This is a genomic window from Streptomyces sp. NPDC107559 (genome assembly GCF_055657365.1).
Genome location: NZ_JBVKBD010000009.1, coordinates 275,425 through 292,309, shown reverse-complemented (window position 1 = coordinate 292,309; position 16,885 = coordinate 275,425). Strand labels below are relative to the sequence as shown.

Genomic DNA, 16,885 nt, shown 5'->3' with positions numbered 1-16,885 from the left:
TCCGTCTCTTACCGGATCCCTACCTCGGTCTGGGCCGGGTACCACCCAGTAGGTACGCTGCACCCCATGCGTGCACTTCTCGTGGTCAATCCGGCGGCAACCACCACAAGCGCACGTACGCGCGATGTGCTGATCCACGCGCTCGCGAGCGAGATGAAGCTCGAGGTGGCCACCACCGAGTACCGGGGGCACGCGCGCGACCTGGGCCGCGAGGCGGCCGAGAGCGACGACGTCGAGCTGGTCGTGGCGCTGGGCGGCGACGGCACGGTCAACGAGGTCGTCAACGGTCTGCTGCACTCCGGCCCCGACCCGGACCGGCTGCCCGGCCTCGCCGTGGTCCCCGGCGGCTCCACGAACGTCTTCGCCCGCGCCCTGGGGCTGCCGAACGACGCCGTCGAGGCGACCGGCGCCCTGCTGGACGCCCTGCGCGAGGGCCGCGAGCGCACGGTCGGTCTCGGTCTCACCTCGGGTACGCCCGGCACCGACGACGAGTCCGTCCCGTCCCGCTGGTTCACCTTCAACGCGGGCCTGGGTTTCGACGCGGGCGTGGTCGGCCGGGTCGAGCAGCAGCGCGAGCAGGGCAGGAAGTCGACGCACGCGCTGTACGTGCGTCAGGTCGTCCGGCAGTTCCTCGGTGAGCAGCACCGGCGGCGCGGCACGATCGTGGTGGAGCGGCCCGGCGAGGACACGGTCACCGATCTGGTGGTCGCCATAGTCTCGAACACGTCCCCCTGGACGTATCTCGGCAATCGCCCGATGTACACGTCGCCTAAGGCCTCGTTCGATAAGGGGCTCGACGTACTCGGTCTCAGCCGCCTGTCCACGGCCGCGGTTGCCCGGTATGGCACGCAGTTGCTCACTTCGTCCCCGGAGCGGGGACCCCATGGCAGGCATGCGACCTCACTGCACGACCTCGACCAGTTCACCTTGCATTCGAAGGTGCCACTGCCCCTCCAGATGGACGGCGACCACCTAGGACTGCGTACGAGCGTGACGTTCACAGGCGTTCGCCGTGCACTGCGTGTGATTGTGTGAGCGGAACGGGCCAAAGTCCTTTCACTCGAACGTTTAGGCCAGGATCCACCCCATGGAAGTACGGCTGTGACCTAGTCGACACCGAGGAATCAAAAAAAACTTTCCAGAAGGGGTTGTATCCGCCGTCGAGGTTTGCGAGTCTCTTCCTGGCGATCGGGACGGGCCCGCAACACCGGCCTCCACAGATCACCGGAACCCCTCAACGCACAAGGACCACGCCAGAGAACCTGGCGGGCGGCCCTTCACTTGTTGGGGGATTCGTGAAAGCGTTCACATTCACAAGCAACTTGCACGTAATACCAAGGAGAGGTAGCAGCCATGGACTGGCGTCACAACGCCGTTTGCCGCGAGGAAGACCCCGAGCTCTTCTTCCCCATCGGCAACACCGGTCCTGCGCTGCTGCAGATCGAGGAAGCCAAGGCCGTCTGCCGTCGCTGCCCCGTTATCGAGCAGTGTCTGCAGTGGGCGCTCGAGTCCGGCCAGGACTCCGGCGTCTGGGGTGGTCTCAGCGAGGACGAGCGTCGCGCAATGAAGCGCCGCGCCGCCCGCAACCGGGCTCGTCAGGCCTCCGCCTGACCACACCCACCCCGCTAACAGCCTGAGCTTGGCGGCGCGTACAGCGAGTACGCAACTCCCGCCCCCGAGCCGCAGCGCGCAGTACCCCCGATGCGCTTAGCAGTAAAAAGCAGCAACGAGCTTCAGCCCCGGATCACTCAGTGGTCCGGGGCTCAATGCTGTCCGGGCCCGTTCGGGCGAAGTGCGTGGCGGCCGCGGCCGCCACCGCGCCTACTTCTGCGCGCGGACCGGGATGTCCAGGATCACCTGGGTGCCGCGCTCCGGTGCCCGGACCATGTCGAAGGCGCCCCCCAACTCCCCCTCCACCAGCGTCCGTACGATCTGGAGGCCGAGGTTGCCGGAGCGGTGCGGGTCGAAGCCCTCGGGCAGACCGACGCCGTCGTCCTGGACGGTGACCAGCAGCCGGCCCTCCTTCGTCGTCCCGCCGCGGACCGCGGAGACCTCGACCGTGCCGGTGTCGCCCTCACGGAAGCCGTGTTCGAGGGCGTTCTGAAGGATCTCCGTCAGCACCATCGACAGCGGGGTGGCGACCTCCGCGTCCAGGATGCCGAAGCGGCCGGTGCGCCGACCGGTGACCTTGCCCGGGGAGATCTCCGCGACCATCGCGAGGACGCGGTCGGCGATCTCGTCGAACTCCACCCGTTCGTCGAGGTTCTGGGAGAGCGTCTCGTGCACGATCGCGATCGAGCCCACCCGGCGCACGGCCTCCTCCAGCGCCTCGCGCCCGCGCTCGGAGTCGATGCGCCGGGCCTGCAGGCGCAGCAGCGCCGCCACCGTCTGGAGGTTGTTCTTCACCCGGTGGTGGATCTCCCGGATGGTCGCGTCCTTGGTGATCAATTCCCGCTCGCGGCGGCGCAGTTCGGTGACGTCACGCAGCAGCACCAGTGAACCGATGCGGGTGCCCTTGGGCTTGAGCGGGATCGCGCGGAACTGGATCACGCCGTCGTTGGCCTCGATCTCGAACTCGCGCGGCGCCCAGCCGCTGGCGACCTTGGCCAGCGCCTCGTCCACCGGGCCCCGGGTCGGGGCGAGTTCGGCGGTGAGCTGGCCCAGGTGCTGGCCGACGAGGTCCGAGGCGAGGCCCAGCCGGTGGTAGGCGGAGAGCCCGTTGGGGGACGAGTACTGCACGATGCCGTCCGCGTCGAGGCGGATCAGACCGTCGCCGACACGCGGCGAGGCGTCCATGTCGACCTGCTGCCCGGGGAACGGGAAGGAGCCCGCGGCGATCATCTGCGCCAGGTCGGAGGCGCTCTGGAGGTAGGTGAGCTCCAGGCGGCTCGGGGTGCGCACGGTGAGCAGGTTGGTGTTGCGGGCGATCACGCCGAGTACGCGCCCCTCGCGCCGTACGGGGATCGACTCGACCCGGACCGGGACCTCCTCGCGCCACTCCGGGTCGCCCTCGCGCACGATCCGGCCCTCGTCCAGGGCGGCGTCCAGCATGGGCCGGCGCCCGCGCGGGACGAGGTGGCCGACCATGTCGTCCTGGTAGGAGGTGGGGCCGGTGTTGGGCCGCATCTGGGCGACGGAGACGTACCGGGCGCCGTCGCGGGTGGGCACCCACAGGACCAGGTCGGCGAAGGAGAGGTCGGAGAGCAGCTGCCACTCCGAGACCAGCAGGTGGAGCCACTCGAGGTCGGAGTCGTCGAGGGCCGTGTGCTGGCGTACGAGTTCGTTCATGGAGGGCACGTGTGCGAGCGTACCCGCCGGTCTGACCAGCCCTGAAACAGCCGCTCTGTACCGGTCCCGGAACACCCGCGGGCCGCGGCGCCTGGGAGGGACCCTCAGCCCTCCACCGGCACCGCAGCCCGGAGCAATATTCGGCCGCGGGGTGTGCGGTCCCGTTCGGCCGAAGGATGAGGAGCCGGGGCAGTCAGGGCAGAGAGCACCGGTTCCTCGGTCCGCTCTCCTGTGCGGGGAGAACGGAGGCTCGTTGTGTTGTCGTCCGTCACTTGCATTCTGGACTAGACCACTTGACCTGTCCATGCGTCGGAGGCCGCTTGTCGACGGCGTTTCGCAGCCGACGCCACGCAGCCTAGCCCGCCGGGGTCACCCGCGGGACCAGATGTTCATGGCAATTTCCGCGACTGCCTCCGGTTCCTCCCGGCTCACCCCCTCCCGCGGCCACCGGGACACACTCTGGGCCACCGCCGCGGCACACCGGGCGACCGGCCCCGGCGCGTCGGCGGATCCACACCGCGCGCCGTACGCCGTCACGGCCTCGCCGAACGGCGTCCGCCTGCCGCCGAAGTGACAATGGCCGGGCTCCCTGTCGCCTGGGAGGCAAGGCCCCGCTCTGTTAGATTGGTCTAAACCACATAGTCCTTCCAGCCCCTTCTCCAGCTCTCTCCAGAACGGCAGGCCCAGCGTGGAAGTTGTCATCGTTCCGGACGCCGAATCGGGCGGCGAGCTCATCGCCGAGGCCATGGCGCGGCTGCTGCGACGCAAGCCCGACGCGTTGCTCGGCGTGGCCACCGGCTCGACCCCGCTGCCCGTCTACCAGGCGCTGACGGCGAAGGTGCGCTCCGGCTCCGTGGACGTCTCGCGGGCGCGCATCGCCCAGCTCGACGAGTACGTGGGGCTGCCCGCCGACCACCCGGAGTCCTACCGCTCGGTGCTGCGCCGCGAGGTGCTGGAGCCGCTCGGCATCGGGATGCCGGCGTTCCTGGGTCCCGACGGCACGGCCGAGGACGTCCCGGCGGCCTGTGCGGCGTACGACCGCTCGCTGGCCGAGGCCGGCGGTGTGGACCTCCAGCTGCTCGGGATCGGGACCGACGGGCACATCGGGTTCAACGAGCCCTGCTCCTCGCTCGCCTCGCGCACCCGCATCAAGACGCTGACCCAGCAGACCCGCGTGGACAACGCGCGCTTCTTCGACGGCGACATCGAGCAGGTGCCCCACCACGTCATCACCCAGGGCATCGGCACCATCCTGGAGGCACGGCACCTGGTGCTGCTCGCCACCGGCGAGGGCAAGGCGGACGCGGTCGCCGCGACCGTGGAGGGACCGGTGGCGGCGGTGTGCCCGGCCTCGGCGCTCCAGCTCCACCCGCACGCCACGGTCGTCGTCGACGAGGCCGCGGCCTCGAAGCTCAAGCTCGCGCCCTACTTCCGGCAGACCTACGCCGACAAGCCGCAGTGGCAGGGGATCTGACCGGGTCCCGCGGACACGACGAAGGCGCCGGGCTCCCCGAGAGGGGCCCGGCGCCTTCGTCGTGGAACAGGCGCTAACGGCCGGCGACGACCTCCGCCGCCGCCCGCCCGCACACCCGTGCCGCGCCGTGGGTGGCGATGTACAGGGCGCCGCGGGGCGCGGACTGGGGTACGCCCATCTCCACCACGACCGTGTCGGGGCGGGCCGCCAGCAGGGTGTCGAGCGCCGTCGCCATCCACGGGTGCCGGTGCTCGTCGCGGACGACGGCGACGATCCGCCGCTCCCCCGCCGCCACCAGCGCCGCGGGACCCGCGTCCGGGCCGGTGAAGCTGCCCGTCCGCGTCCCCGGCAGCAGACCGGCGAGCTCGGCGGCCACCCCCCAGGGGGTCTCGTCGCCGACGGCGATGTTCGCGACCGGGGTGAAGGCGGCCACGTACGGGGCCTCGACAGGGGGCGTGTACGCGTCGGCGCCGGTCACCGTGAGGGCGCGCCGGGCGGCCACGAGCCCCACGTCGGAGCGGACCTCGTGGGTGCGCACGTCGGTCGTGGCGGTCCAGCGGGCCAGCTCGCGCACCCGGCGCGCCGCGTCCGCCAGCCGCTCCTCGGGCAGCTCGCCGGAGCGTACGGCCCCGACGAGGGCGTCGCGCAGACGCCGTACCGTCTCGTCGTCGGCCAGGCCGCCGCCCACGCAGATCGCGTCGGCGCCGGCCGCGACGGCCAGCACGCTGCCGCGCTCGATGCCGTAGGTGGCGGCGATGGCCTGCATCTCCATGCCGTCGGTGACGATCAGCCCGTCGTAGCCGAGTTCGCCGCGCAGCAGTCCGGTGAGGATGCGGCGGGACAGCGTCGCCGGGTGCTCCGGGTCCAGGGCGGGGACCAGGATGTGGGCGCTCATGACCGCCCGGGTGCCGGCGGCGACGGCCGCGCGGAACGGGACCAGTTCGCGCTCGGCGAGCACCTCGGCGTCCACGTCGATGCGGGGCAGCGCGTGGTGGGAGTCGACGGCCGTGTCGCCGTGTCCCGGGAAGTGCTTGGTGCAGGCGGCGACGCCCGCCGACTGGAGCCCGGTGACATAGGCGGCCGTGTGCCGGGCGGTCAGCGCGGTGTCGGCGCCGAACGAACGGACCCCGATGACCGGGTTCGCGGGGTTCGAATTGACGTCCGCGGAGGGTGCCCAGTTCAGGTTGACGCCGCAGTCCGCGAGCCGGCGGCCCAGCTCGAAGGCCACCTCCCGGGTCAGCTCGACGTCGTCCACCGCGCCGAGGGCGTGGTTGCCGGGGAAGCTGGAACCGGTGCGCACCTCCAGGCGCGTCACGTCGCCGCCCTCCTCGTCGATCGCGACGAGCACGTCGTCGCGCTCGGCGCGCAGCTGCGCGGTCAGGACGGCGAGCTGCTCGGGCGAGGCGATGTTGCGACCGAAGAGGCCGACGGAGGCGAGGCCCTCACCGAGGCGGCGCAGCAGCCAGTCGGGGGCCGTGGTGCCGGTGAAGCCGGGCTGGAGGACCGTCAGCGCGTCGCGGGTCAGCGTGTCGGTGCCGCTGGCGAAAGTCGTCATCGGATGGGGTTATCCCTTCACGGCTCCGGCGGTCAGGCCGCTGACGGCCCTGCGCTGGAGGAAGACGAAGAGGATCAGGATCGGGACGGCGAAGAGCGAGGACGCGGCCATGGTGGCGCCCCAGTCGTCGCCGAAGGCGGTCTGGAAGCTGGACAGCCACAGCGGGAGCGTCTGGGACTCGGCCTCCTTGTTGAGGACCAGGACCAGCGGGAACTCGTTCCATGCGGTGATGAAGCCGAACAGCGAGGTGGACATCAGGCCCGGCGCGAGCAGCGGCAGGATGACCCGGCGGAAGGCCTGGCCGCGGGTGCAGCCGTCGACCATGGCCGCCTCCTCCAGCTCCCTGGGCACCGCGGCGACGAAGCCGCGCAGCGTCAGGACGGTGAACGGCAGGATCATCATCATGTAGAAGACCGTCAGCGGGACGAGGCTGTTCAGCATCGACGCGTCGCGCACGATCATGTACATCGCGATGACCATGACCTCCCAGGGGGCCATCTGCGCCAGCATGAAGCCGACGACGAAGCCGCGCCGCCCGCGGAACCGCATCCGCGCCAGCGCGAAGGCCGCGACGAGTGCGATGATCAGCGAGAACACCACCGCGAGGACCGTGACGACCAGGGAGTTGCCGACATACGTCCAGAAGTGGTCGACGCCGGTCGCCTTCTGGAAATGCTCGAACGTGACGTCGGTCGGGAACCAGACCGGGTCCTCCGCGATGATGTCACCGGTCGGCTTGAAGGCCGTGGCGAACATCCAGTACACGGGGAAGACGAAGCCGACGAACAGGACGGCGGCCGTGACGTTGGGCCAGATGCGGCCGATGAGCGAGCGCTTCACAGCTCGGCCCCCTCTTCTTCGTCCTGCTTGAGCACGATCCGCAGGTAGTAGGCGGTGACGCAGAGCAGGATCAGGATGGTCAGGACGGCGATCGCCGCGCCCATGCCGTAGTGCTGGTTGCCGACGCCCTCGATGTAGGCGTAGACGGGAAGGGTCTCGGTGAGCCGGTCGGGGCCGCCGCCGTTGATGGTGAAGACCTGCACGAACGCCTTGAAGACCCAGATGATCTCCAGGAACGTGGTCGCGTAGAGGAACGGCCGCAGGAACGGCAGGGTGACCGTGGTGAAGCTCTTCCACACGCCCGCGCCGTCCAGGGCCGCCGCCTCGTACAGCTCGCCGGGGATGGTGGTGGTGGCCGCGTAGAGGTTGATCGCGACGAACGGTATGGACTGCCAGACGATCAGCAGGGTGACCACGAAGAAGGTCGACAGCTGGCTGCTGGTCCAGCTGTAGTCGGCCATGGAGTGCCAGCCGAGCTTGTCCAGCACCCAGTTGACGACACCGAAGCGCTGGGCGAACAGCCACTGGTAGACGGTGGTCGCGGCGACCACGGGCATCGCCCAGGCCAGCACCAGGCCGATCATCAGGGTCACCCGCATCCGCTTGCCGAGGCGGGCGAGCAGCAGGCCCACCAGCGTGCCCAGCAGCATGATCAGGACGACGTTGACCGCCGTGAACAGCAGGGTGCGCAGGGTGACGCGCCAGAAGTCCTCGCCGGTGAGGGCTTCCTTGTAGTTGTCGATGCCGTTCCACTCGGTGACATGCTGGATCAGCTGTCCCATGTTGAGGTTCTGGAACGACAGCAGCAGGTCCTTCAGCAGCGGCCAGCCGAGCAGCAGCACGGTGGCCGCGCAGGCCGGCAGCAGCAGGAGGTACGGGGCGAGCGCACCGGTGCGCCGGGCCCCTCGTGGTTGGGGCCTGCCGGGTCCTCCGTCGTCCGACTTGCGGACGTCCGCCGGACCGGAGGGCGGCCGTTCGGTCTGCACGGTCATGCTCGCCATCTCTTCTCTCGACCGGGTCGACGCCAGGGCGGGGGCCGTCGGAAGGACGGCCCCCGCCTCCTGCGAAGCGTTACTGCTGCTGCGCCAGGCGCTTGTTGAAGTCGCCCTCGACCTGCTTGGCGGCCTCGGCCGGGGACTTGCCGTTCAGGACGGCCGTCATGAAGGTCTTGACCGGGTTGGGCGCGTTCTCGACCGCGGCCCACTCCGGGATCAGCGGCGTGGTGCCACCGCCCGCGGCGGCCGGCGCGGCGGCCTCGGCGGCGGCGTTGCCCGCCAGGTTGCTCTGGAGCGACTCCTTGTTCGGGATGACGCCGTTGATCTTGGCCAGTTCGCCCTCGTACTGGTCGGACAGCGCGATCTTCAGGAACTCCTTGGCGAGCTCCTGCTTCTTGCTGCCGGCCGCGACGGCGAGGTTGGAACCGCCGAGGAAGACGCCCTCGGGCTTGCCGGCCGTGGCACCGGGGATGGTGAAGTAGCCGATCTGCTTCTCGATCGCCGGGTTGGCCTTGATCGCGGTGCCGGCCTCCCAGCCCATGCCGATGATGGCGCCGACGTTGCCCTTGCCGAAGACCTCGCCCTGCTGCGGGGTGGCCTCGTCCTTGTCCTTCGGAGCCTTGGACAGCGCCTGGAACTTCTTGTACGTCTCCATGGCGGCGGCGACCTTCGGGTCGGCCAGGTTGGAGACGTACTTGTCGCCGTCCTTCTTGACCAGCTCGGCGCCCTCGCCGATGGTCAGGCCGACGAAGTGGTACCAGTTCTGGCCCGGCAGGTAGATCGGCTCGGCCTTGGTCTTGGAACCGATCTGCTTGAGGTCGGCGTAGAACTCGTCACGCGTCTTGGGGAGCTCGTCGATGCCGGCGTCGGCCCAGACCTTCTTGTTGTAGATGACGACGCGGTTGGCGAAGTACCAGGGCGCCGCGTACTGCTTGCTGTCGAAGACCGAGGAGTTGTTGAGCGCCGCGGTCCAGTCGGTGCCGATGGAGCTCTTCAGGTCGGCGAGCTCGGCCAGGCCGCCGGTCTTGGCGTAGGCGGGGGTCTGGGTGTTGCCGATCTCGAAGACGTCCGGCGGGTTCTCCTCGGACAGCGCCGTGGTCAGCTTCTGCTGGATGCCGTTCCACTGCTGGACCTCGAACTTGACCTTCGCCTGCGTCTTCTTCTCGAAGGCGGCGGCCACGTCCTTCTGCCACTGGTCGGGAGCGGAGCCGTCCATGACCCAGACGGTGAGCGTCTGGCCCTTGTTGCTGCCGCCGCCGCTCGCGGCCTTGTCGTCGTCCTTGCCCCCGCACGCCGCGACGGAGAAGATCATGCCCGCGATACCGATCGCGGCTACCAGCTTGCGCTTCACGCCAACCCTCCTCAGGGATGCCACAAACCCCCCTGCCTCCCCGCGGTGACCGTCAACGCGCCGTACCGCCCATGGGGCCGGGACTGGACCAATGGTGTAGACCAGTAAGCGGGAGCTTGGCCCAGACCAATAGGGCTGTCAAGGGTGTTCGAGCGGGGTCGAGTCGTCCGTTACGTGACCGCGATATGCAGGGACTTTTCATTTCGCAAGGCACCAGAACGGACGCCCGCATTCCCCTGGACCACACCCGCCACGACAGCACCTTGGACTAGACCAACCAGAGCCTCGACGGTATACAGAGGGGATCACGGAACGTGCGAGGTCACCCACAGGGGACACCGTGCACACGAAGCCGTGCCACGATGTGAGCCGTGGCCGACGGACATGTCGGTCGCTTCGGCACCGGAAGCCGGGAAGGCGGAGCATGAGCACCGACGTCAGCAGTGCGGAGAACGAGGGTGGGGCGACCGTCCGTACCGCGCGTGTGCCCAAGTACTACCGCCTGAAGAAGCACCTGCTGGACATGACGGAGACCCAGTCGCCCGGCACCCCGGTCCCGCCCGAGCGGACCCTGGCGGCCGAGTTCGACACCTCGCGCACCACCGTCCGCCAGGCGCTCCAGGAACTCGTCGTCGAGGGCCGCCTCGAACGCATCCAGGGCAAGGGCACGTTCGTCGCCAAGCCGAAGGTCTCGCAGGCGCTCCAACTCACCTCGTACACCGAGGACATGCGCGCCCAGGGCCTCGAACCCACCTCGCAGCTCCTGGACATCGGGTACATCACCGCCGACGACACCCTCGCCGGTCTGCTCGACATCACCGCGGGCGGCCGTGTGCTGCGCATCGAGCGGCTGCGCATGGCCAACGCCGAGCCGATGGCCATCGAGACCACCCATCTTTCGGCCAAACGCTTCCCTGCGCTGCGCAGGTCGCTGGTGAAGTACACCTCCCTCTACACCGCCCTCGCCGAGGTCTACGACGTCCACCTCGCGGAGGCCGAGGAGACCATCGAGACCTCGCTGGCCACCCCGCGCGAGGCGGGCCTGCTCGGCACCGACGTCGGCCTGCCGATGCTGATGCTGTCCCGGCACTCGCTGGACAAGGACGGCCGGCCGGTGGAGTGGGTGCGGTCGGTCTACCGGGGCGACCGGTACAAGTTCGTCGCACGGCTCAAGCGCCCGCAGGACTGATTCCTCGCGCGGCCGAAACGCCCGCAGGACTGATTCCTCGCGCGGCCGAAACGCCCGCGGGACTGACCGGGCATCGGATCCACCTAGGCCCCGGGGCGCGCCGCCCCGGGGCCTAGGTGCGCCCAAAGCGCCCCCATGGTGCGCGTGTTGTACGAACGAGGGGTTCCGTTCCCGTGACACCGTGACCTAGATTGCCTGCGCGTCATAGGCGATCTACGAGGGGACGGAACGCCAGATGTCAGAAGCCCCAGAAGTGACCCGAGAGCCGGTGATGACGCCCGTGCGCGCCGTCATCGGCCTGTGCCTCGTCGCGCCCTTCGTGGCGATGCTGTGGGTCGGGTCCTACGCCAAGACGGATCCGACGTTCATCGGGATCCCGTTCTTCTACTGGTACCAGATGCTGTGGGTGCTGCTCTCCACGGCACTGACGATGACCGCGTACCAGCTGTGGCAGCGCGACCAGCGCGCCCGCGCCGCCCGCGCCGCCCGGAAGGAAGGTGTGTCGCAGTGAAGGACGGGGTCAACGGCGTCGCGCTCGGCGTCTTCGTCTTCTTCTTCCTGGCCGTCACGGCCCTGGGCTTCCTGGCCGCGCGCTGGCGCAGGGCCGACAACGAGCACACCCTCGACGAGTGGGGTCTGGGCGGCCGCTCCTTCGGCACCTGGATCACCTGGTTCCTGCTCGGCGGCGACCTGTACACGGCGTACACCTTCGTCGCCGTGCCGGCCGCGGTCTACGCCGCGGGTGCCGCGGGCTTCTTCGCGGTGCCGTACACGATCCTGGTCTATCCGCTGATCTTCACCTTCCTGCCCCGGCTGTGGTCGGTGTCGCACAAGCACGGATACGTCACCACGTCGGACTTCGTCCGCGGCCGCTTCGGCTCCAAGAGCCTGTCGCTGGCCGTGGCCGTCACCGGCATCCTGGCCACCATGCCGTACATCGCGCTCCAGCTGGTCGGCATCCAGGCCGTGCTGGACGTGATGGGCGTCGGCGGCGGCGAGAACAGCAACTGGTTCGTGAAGGACCTCCCGCTGCTCATCGCGTTCGCCGTGCTGGCCGCCTACACCTACTCCTCGGGGCTGCGCGCCCCCGCCCTGATCGCGTTCGTGAAGGACACCCTGATCTACATCGTGATCGCGGTGGCCATCATCTACATCCCGATCAAGCTGGGCGGCTTCGACGAGATCTTCAAGGCGGCCGGCGACAAGTACACGGCGGCCGGTGCGGGCGGGCTCGTACCCCCCGAGGCGGGCCAGTGGACGTACGCCACCCTGGCGCTCGGTTCGGCGCTCGCGCTGTTCATGTACCCGCACTCGATCACGGCGACGCTGTCCAGTCGCAGTCGCGACGTGATCCGCCGCAACACCACGATCCTCCCGCTGTACTCGCTGATGCTGGGCCTGCTCGCGCTGCTCGGCTTCATGGCGATCGCGGCCGGGGTGAAGGTGACCAACGGCCAGCTGGCGATCCCCCAGCTCTTCGAGAACATGTTCCCGGACTGGTTCGCGGGGGTGGCGTTCGCCGCCATCGGCATCGGCGCCCTGGTCCCCGCGGCCATCATGTCCATCGCGGCCGCGAACCTCTTCACCCGCAACATCTACAAGGACTTCATCAAGCCCGACGCGACCCCGAAGCAGGAGACCCAGGTCTCCAAGGTGGTGTCGCTGCTGGTGAAGGTGGGTGCCCTGGTCTTCGTCCTCACCATGGACAAGACGGTCGCGATCAACTTCCAGCTGCTCGGCGGCATCTGGATCCTGCAGACCTTCCCGGCCCTGGTCGGCGGCCTGTTCACCCGCTGGTGCCACCGCTGGGCGCTGCTGGCGGGCTGGGCCGTGGGCATGGTGTACGGCACGCTCGCCGCGTACGGGGTGGCCTCACCGACCCAGAAGCACTTCGGCGGCAGCTCGAAGGAGATCCCCGGCATCGGCGAGATCGGCTACATCGGTCTGACGGCGTTCGTGCTCAACGTGGCCGTCACGGTGGTCCTCACCTTCGTCCTGAAGGCCGTCAAGGCTCCCGAGGGCGTCGACGAGACCAGCCCGCAGGACTACACGGCGGACGCGGGCGACCCGGGCGTGGAGGTGGAGCTGCCGCCGGCCACGGCCGGATCGGCGCACTGACACCGGCGTACCGGATTCGGCGCGCCGACACCGGCGCAGGACGCCGAACCACCTCTGCGCCGGGTTCACCGGGCGGGGACGAGGGGCGGCGGGGCGACAGGGCCCCGCCGCCCCTTCGCGTCCCTCGCCGCCCGCCGCCAGGGGCCGGGCGGATGCCCCGCCACGAGCCCGTCCGGCGCCTGCGGGGAGCCCGGCCGCGGCGCCGTCCGGGCCCCCGCCCGCCGCCCGCGAGAAGAGCGACTGACACGCTCCGAAGCCGACATGACACAACATCTGGTGGTGGCACCGCAGCCCGGCACAAGATGTATGCTCGTGCTCGCTGTCGCCGCAGGGGAATCCGGTGCGAATCCGGAACTGTCCCGCAACGGTGTACCCGTGCTTGTCCGCCCTACGGCGGGCATCCACGCGTCCAGTCCGAGGACCTGCCGACCGCGCGCCCGGCCGTCCGGTCCGGGTGCCTTGACGTCCGGGTCTCGCGGAATGGACCGGTGGACGCGACGCCCCGTGCGCTCGTGTGCCGCCCCCTGCCCTCCGCAAGGCCCCTGCCGAGCGAGGGAGAGTCCCACGTGACCATCGCGCCAGCCGATCCGGCTTCAGCCACCCCGGCCAGGGAGACCGACGGTCCCGGTGCCGCGCTGCTGCGGACCCTGACCGAGCTGACCTCCGACCTCCCCGACGCCGACCCCGGCCGGGTCGCCGCCGCCGCGCTGCGCGGCCGGTCCGCGCGGGCGGACGAGACGGAGCTGCGCGAGCTGGCCACGGAGGCGGCCGCGGGGCTCATCTCCGACGATCCCGCCTACTCGCGGCTGGCCGCCCGGCTGCTGACCATCAGCATCGCCGCGGAGGCCGCCTCGCAGGGCGTGACGACGTTCACCGAGTCCGTCGCCGTCGGGCACCGGGAAGGGCTCATCGCCGACCGTACGGCGGAGTTCACCCGTATCCACGCCGCCCGCCTCGACGCGCTCGTCGACACCGAGGGCGATGACCGGTTCGGCTACTTCGGTCTGCGCACCCTGCACAGCCGCTATCTGCTGCGGCACCCGATCACCCGTCAGGTGATCGAGACGCCCCAGCACTTCATGCTGCGGGTCGCCGCCGGCCTCGCCGAGGACGACTCGGTCCGCTCGGTGGACGAGGTCGCCGCGCTCTACCGGCTGATGAGCCGCCTGGACTACCTCCCCTCCTCCCCCACGCTCTTCAACTCCGGTACGCGGCACCCCCAGATGTCGTCCTGCTACCTCCTCGACTCCCCGCTGGACGAGCTGGACTCCCTCTACGACCGCTACCACCAGGTCGCCCGGCTCTCCAAGCACGCGGGCGGCATCGGTCTGTCGTACTCCCGGATCCGTTCGCGCGGTTCGCTGATCCGCGGCACCAACGGGCACTCCAACGGCATCGTCCCGTTCCTGAAGACCCTCGACGCCTCGGTCGCCGCGGTGAACCAGGGCGGCCGGCGCAAGGGCGCCGCCGCGGTCTACCTGGAGACCTGGCACTCCGACATCGAGGAGTTCCTGGAGCTGCGCGACAACACCGGCGAGGACGCCCGCCGTACCCACAACCTCAACCTCGCGCACTGGATCCCGGACGAGTTCATGCGCCGCGTGAACGCCGACGCGCAGTGGTCCCTGTTCTCCCCCTCCGACGTGCCCGAGCTGGTCGACCTGTGGGGCGAGGAGTTCGACGCGGCCTACCGCGCGGCGGAGGCGGCGGGCCTGGCGCGGAAGACGATGCCCGCCCGCGATCTGTACGGCCGCATGATGCGCACCCTCGCGCAGACCGGCAACGGCTGGATGACCTTCAAGGACGCCGCCAACCGCACCGCCAACCAGACGGCCGAGCCGGGGCACGTCGTCCACTCCTCCAACCTCTGCACGGAGATCCTGGAGGTCACGAACGACGGCGAGACGGCGGTCTGCAACCTGGGCTCGGTCAACCTCGGCGCCTTCGTGGTCGACGGTGACATCGACTGGGAGCGGCTGGACGAGACCGTCCGCACCGCGGTCACCTTCCTCGACCGCGTGGTCGACATCAACTTCTACCCGACCGAGCAGGCGGGCCGTTCCAACGCGAAGTGGCGTCCCGTCGGCCTCGGCGCGATGGGCCTCCAGGACGTCTTCTTCAAGCTGCGCCTGCCCTTCGACTCCCCGGAGGCCAGGCAGCTGTCCACCCGTCTCGCCGAGCGCATCATGCTCGCCGCGTACGAGGCCTCCGCCGACCTCGCCGAGCGCAACGGCCCGCTGCCGGCCTGGGAGAAGACCCGTACCGCCCGGGGCGTCCTGCACCCCGACCACTACGACGTCGAGCTCACCTGGCCGGAGCGCTGGGCCGCCCTGCGCGCACGCATCGCCGCCACGGGGATGCGCAACTCGCTGCTCCTGGCGATCGCGCCGACCGCCACCATCGCGTCCATCGCGGGCGTGTACGAGTGCATCGAGCCGCAGGTCTCCAACCTGTTCAAGCGCGAGACGCTGTCCGGCGAGTTCCTCCAGGTCAACTCCTACCTGGTGCAGGACCTCAAGGACCTCGGCGTGTGGGACGCCCGCACCCGGGAGGCGCTGCGCGACTCCAGCGGCTCGGTGCAGGACTTCGCGTGGATCCCGGCCGACGTGCGGGCGCTGTACCGCACGGCGTGGGAGATCCCGCAGCGCGGCCTGATCGACATGGCCGCGGCCCGCACCCCGTACCTGGACCAGGCGCAGTCCCTGAACCTGTTCCTGGAGACGCCGACCATCGGCAAGCTCTCCTCGATGTACGCGTACGCCTGGAAGGCGGGCCTGAAGACGACGTACTACCTGCGTTCGCGTCCGGCGACCCGGATCGCGCGGGCCGCCCAGGCCCAGGCGCAGGCCACCATCCCCGTCCAGCAGACGGCCGACCCCGACGCCGTCGCCTGCTCCCTTGAGAACCCCGAGTCCTGCGAGGCCTGCCAGTAATGAGCTCCACCCGTAACCAGAACCTCCTCGACCCGGGCTTCGAGCTGACGCTGCGCCCGATGCGCTACCCGGACTTCTACGAGCGCTACCGGGACGCGATCAAGAACACCTGGACCGTGGAGGAGGTCGACCTCCACTCGGACGTGACCGACCTCGCGAAGATGACCCCGGCCGAGCAGCATCTGATCGGCCGTCTGGTCGCGTTCTTCGCGACGGGCGACTCGATCGTGGCGAACAACCTGGTGCTGACCCTCTACAAGCACATCAACTCCCCGGAGGCGCGCCTGTACCTGTCGCGCCAGCTGTTCGAGGAGGCCGTGCACGTCCAGTTCTATCTGACGCTGCTGGACACCTACCTCCCCGATCCCGAGGACCGGGCGGCCGCCTTCGACGCCGTGGAGAGCATCCCCTCCATCCGCGAGAAGGCCGAGTTCTGCTTCAAGTGGATCAACGAGGTCGAGAAGCTGGACCGGCTGGAGACCCAGGCCGACCGCCGCCGCTTCCTGCTCAACCTCATCTGCTTCGCCGCGTGCATCGAGGGCCTGTTCTTCTACGGCGCCTTCGCGTACGTCTACTGGTTCCGCAGCCGGGGTCTGCTGCACGGTCTGGCCACCGGCACCAACTGGGTGTTCCGCGACGAGACGATGCACATGAGCTTCGCCTTCGACGTGGTCGACACCGTCCGCAAGGAGGAGCCGGAGCTCTTCGACGACGAACTCCGGCAGCAGGTCACCGACATGCTCCGGGAGGCCGTCGAGGCCGAGCTGCAGTTCGCGCGCGACCTGTGCGGTGACGGCCTGCCGGGCATGAACACCGACTCGATGCGGCAGTACCTGGAGTGCGTCGCCGACCAGCGGCTGAGCCGGCTCGGCTTCGCCCCGGTGTACGGCTCGGAGAACCCCTTCTCCTTCATGGAGCTCCAGGGGGTTCAGGAGCTGACCAACTTCTTCGAGCGGCGTCCGTCCGCGTACCAGGTGGCGGTGGAGGGCACCGTCGACCTGGACGAGGACTTCTGAGCCGGCCGCGGCCTCAGCTCCCGGTCGATCCGGCGCTCGCGCAGCAGCCACGCGAGCGCCGGACCGGCGAGGAGGACGAGGGCGACCAGGAGGGCGGCGTATCCGGTGAGTGAGTTCATGAGGTAA

The 16,885-nt window shown here is 69.7% G+C and carries 13 protein-coding genes and 1 riboswitch; of the genes, 8 read left to right on the top strand and 5 right to left on the bottom strand.

Features of this window, described 5'->3' with window-relative positions; genetic code table 11:
• The first annotated feature begins 66 nt into the window (after positions 1–66).
• Both ACZ7OY_RS26550 and ACZ7OY_RS26545 read left to right on the top strand, forming a co-directional pair.
• The gene (locus ACZ7OY_RS26550; protein ID WP_471913666.1) at positions 67–1,035 is read left to right on the top strand and encodes a diacylglycerol/lipid kinase family protein; all 969 of its coding nucleotides are present in this window, start codon (positions 67–69) and stop codon (positions 1,033–1,035) included.
• Positions 1,036–1,353: 318 nt separating this feature from the next.
• Entirely contained in the window at positions 1,354–1,611 is a 258-nt protein-coding gene (locus tag ACZ7OY_RS26545; RefSeq protein WP_003992873.1) for a WhiB family transcriptional regulator, read from the top strand.
• A 210-nt stretch (positions 1,612–1,821) separates the two neighbouring features.
• On the opposite strand, the gene ACZ7OY_RS26540 is transcribed toward ACZ7OY_RS26545, so the two are convergent.
• Complete coding sequence (locus ACZ7OY_RS26540) at positions 1,822–3,288, bottom strand: PAS domain-containing sensor histidine kinase (RefSeq protein WP_385522305.1); 1,467 nt, start codon at positions 3,286–3,288, stop codon at positions 1,822–1,824.
• A gap of 688 nt (positions 3,289–3,976) precedes the next feature.
• On the opposite strand from ACZ7OY_RS26540, the gene nagB reads away from it, so the two are divergent.
• Complete coding sequence (gene nagB / locus ACZ7OY_RS26535; protein WP_471913665.1) at positions 3,977–4,762, top strand: glucosamine-6-phosphate deaminase; 786 nt, start codon at positions 3,977–3,979, stop codon at positions 4,760–4,762.
• Between the two features lie 73 nt (positions 4,763–4,835).
• Here the strand turns inward: nagB and ACZ7OY_RS26530 are convergent, their stop codons facing one another.
• From ACZ7OY_RS26530 to ACZ7OY_RS26515, 4 genes are all read right to left on the bottom strand, one after another.
• A complete protein-coding gene (locus ACZ7OY_RS26530; RefSeq protein WP_471913664.1) occupies positions 4,836–6,317 on the bottom strand; it encodes a glycoside hydrolase family 3 protein in 1,482 nt (493 codons plus the stop codon).
• A gap of 9 nt (positions 6,318–6,326) precedes the next feature.
• Complete coding sequence (locus tag ACZ7OY_RS26525) at positions 6,327–7,157, bottom strand: carbohydrate ABC transporter permease (protein WP_471913663.1); 831 nt, start codon at positions 7,155–7,157, stop codon at positions 6,327–6,329.
• Positions 7,154–8,149 carry a carbohydrate ABC transporter permease gene (locus tag ACZ7OY_RS26520; RefSeq protein WP_351620400.1) on the bottom strand — a complete coding sequence of 332 codons (996 nt, stop codon included), beginning with the start codon at positions 8,147–8,149 and terminating at the stop codon, positions 7,154–7,156. Before ACZ7OY_RS26520 ends, ACZ7OY_RS26525 begins: the two co-directional genes overlap by 4 nt.
• Positions 8,150–8,228: 79 nt before the next feature.
• Entirely contained in the window at positions 8,229–9,503 is a 1,275-nt protein-coding gene (locus ACZ7OY_RS26515) for an extracellular solute-binding protein (protein ID WP_471913662.1), read from the bottom strand.
• 424 nt (positions 9,504–9,927) lie between these two features.
• Here ACZ7OY_RS26515 and ACZ7OY_RS26510 point away from each other — a divergent pair, with 424 nt between their 5' ends.
• The 5 genes from ACZ7OY_RS26510 to ACZ7OY_RS26490 all read left to right on the top strand — a co-directional run bounded on the left by ACZ7OY_RS26510 (position 9,928) and on the right by ACZ7OY_RS26490 (position 16,759).
• On the top strand, positions 9,928–10,692 hold the full coding sequence (locus ACZ7OY_RS26510) for a GntR family transcriptional regulator (protein WP_351620394.1): 765 nt from the start codon (positions 9,928–9,930) through the stop codon (positions 10,690–10,692).
• 235 nt (positions 10,693–10,927) lie between these two features.
• On the top strand, positions 10,928–11,203 hold the full coding sequence (locus ACZ7OY_RS26505) for a DUF3311 domain-containing protein (protein ID WP_471913661.1): 276 nt from the start codon (positions 10,928–10,930) through the stop codon (positions 11,201–11,203).
• Positions 11,200–12,810: a monocarboxylate uptake permease MctP gene (gene mctP / locus ACZ7OY_RS26500; protein ID WP_471913660.1), complete on the top strand. Its 1,611-nt coding sequence runs from the start codon at positions 11,200–11,202 to the stop codon at positions 12,808–12,810. The genes ACZ7OY_RS26505 and mctP overlap by 4 nt, the downstream gene beginning before the upstream one ends.
• A 300-nt stretch (positions 12,811–13,110) precedes the next feature.
• A riboswitch (cobalamin riboswitch) is annotated at positions 13,111–13,254 on the top strand.
• Positions 13,255–13,376: 122 nt separating this feature from the next.
• On the top strand, positions 13,377–15,743 hold the full coding sequence (locus ACZ7OY_RS26495; RefSeq protein WP_471913659.1) for a ribonucleoside-diphosphate reductase subunit alpha: 2,367 nt from the start codon (positions 13,377–13,379) through the stop codon (positions 15,741–15,743).
• The gene (locus tag ACZ7OY_RS26490; RefSeq protein ID WP_471913658.1) at positions 15,743–16,759 is read left to right on the top strand and encodes a ribonucleotide-diphosphate reductase subunit beta; all 1,017 of its coding nucleotides are present in this window, start codon (positions 15,743–15,745) and stop codon (positions 16,757–16,759) included. The genes ACZ7OY_RS26495 and ACZ7OY_RS26490 overlap by 1 nt, the downstream gene beginning before the upstream one ends.
• The last annotated feature ends 126 nt before the right edge of the window (positions 16,760–16,885 follow it).

What these genes read in the sequence shown, in the direction of transcription:
- ACZ7OY_RS26550 (WP_471913666.1), top strand. Translation starts at nt 67, where the DNA reads ATGCGTGCACTTCTCGTGGTCAATCCGGCGGCAACCACCACAAGCGCA.
- ACZ7OY_RS26545 (WP_003992873.1), top strand. Translation starts at nt 1,354, where the DNA reads ATGGACTGGCGTCACAACGCCGTTTGCCGCGAGGAAGACCCCGAGCTC.
- ACZ7OY_RS26540 (WP_385522305.1), bottom strand. Translation starts at nt 3,288, where the DNA reads ATGAACGAACTCGTACGCCAGCACACGGCCCTCGACGACTCCGACCTC.
- ACZ7OY_RS26530 (WP_471913664.1), bottom strand. Translation starts at nt 6,317, where the DNA reads ATGACGACTTTCGCCAGCGGCACCGACACGCTGACCCGCGACGCGCTG.
- ACZ7OY_RS26520 (WP_351620400.1), bottom strand. Translation starts at nt 8,149, where the DNA reads ATGACCGTGCAGACCGAACGGCCGCCCTCCGGTCCGGCGGACGTCCGC.
- ACZ7OY_RS26510 (WP_351620394.1), top strand. Translation starts at nt 9,928, where the DNA reads ATGAGCACCGACGTCAGCAGTGCGGAGAACGAGGGTGGGGCGACCGTC.
- ACZ7OY_RS26505 (WP_471913661.1), top strand. Translation starts at nt 10,928, where the DNA reads ATGTCAGAAGCCCCAGAAGTGACCCGAGAGCCGGTGATGACGCCCGTG.
- ACZ7OY_RS26490 (WP_471913658.1), top strand. Translation starts at nt 15,743, where the DNA reads ATGAGCTCCACCCGTAACCAGAACCTCCTCGACCCGGGCTTCGAGCTG.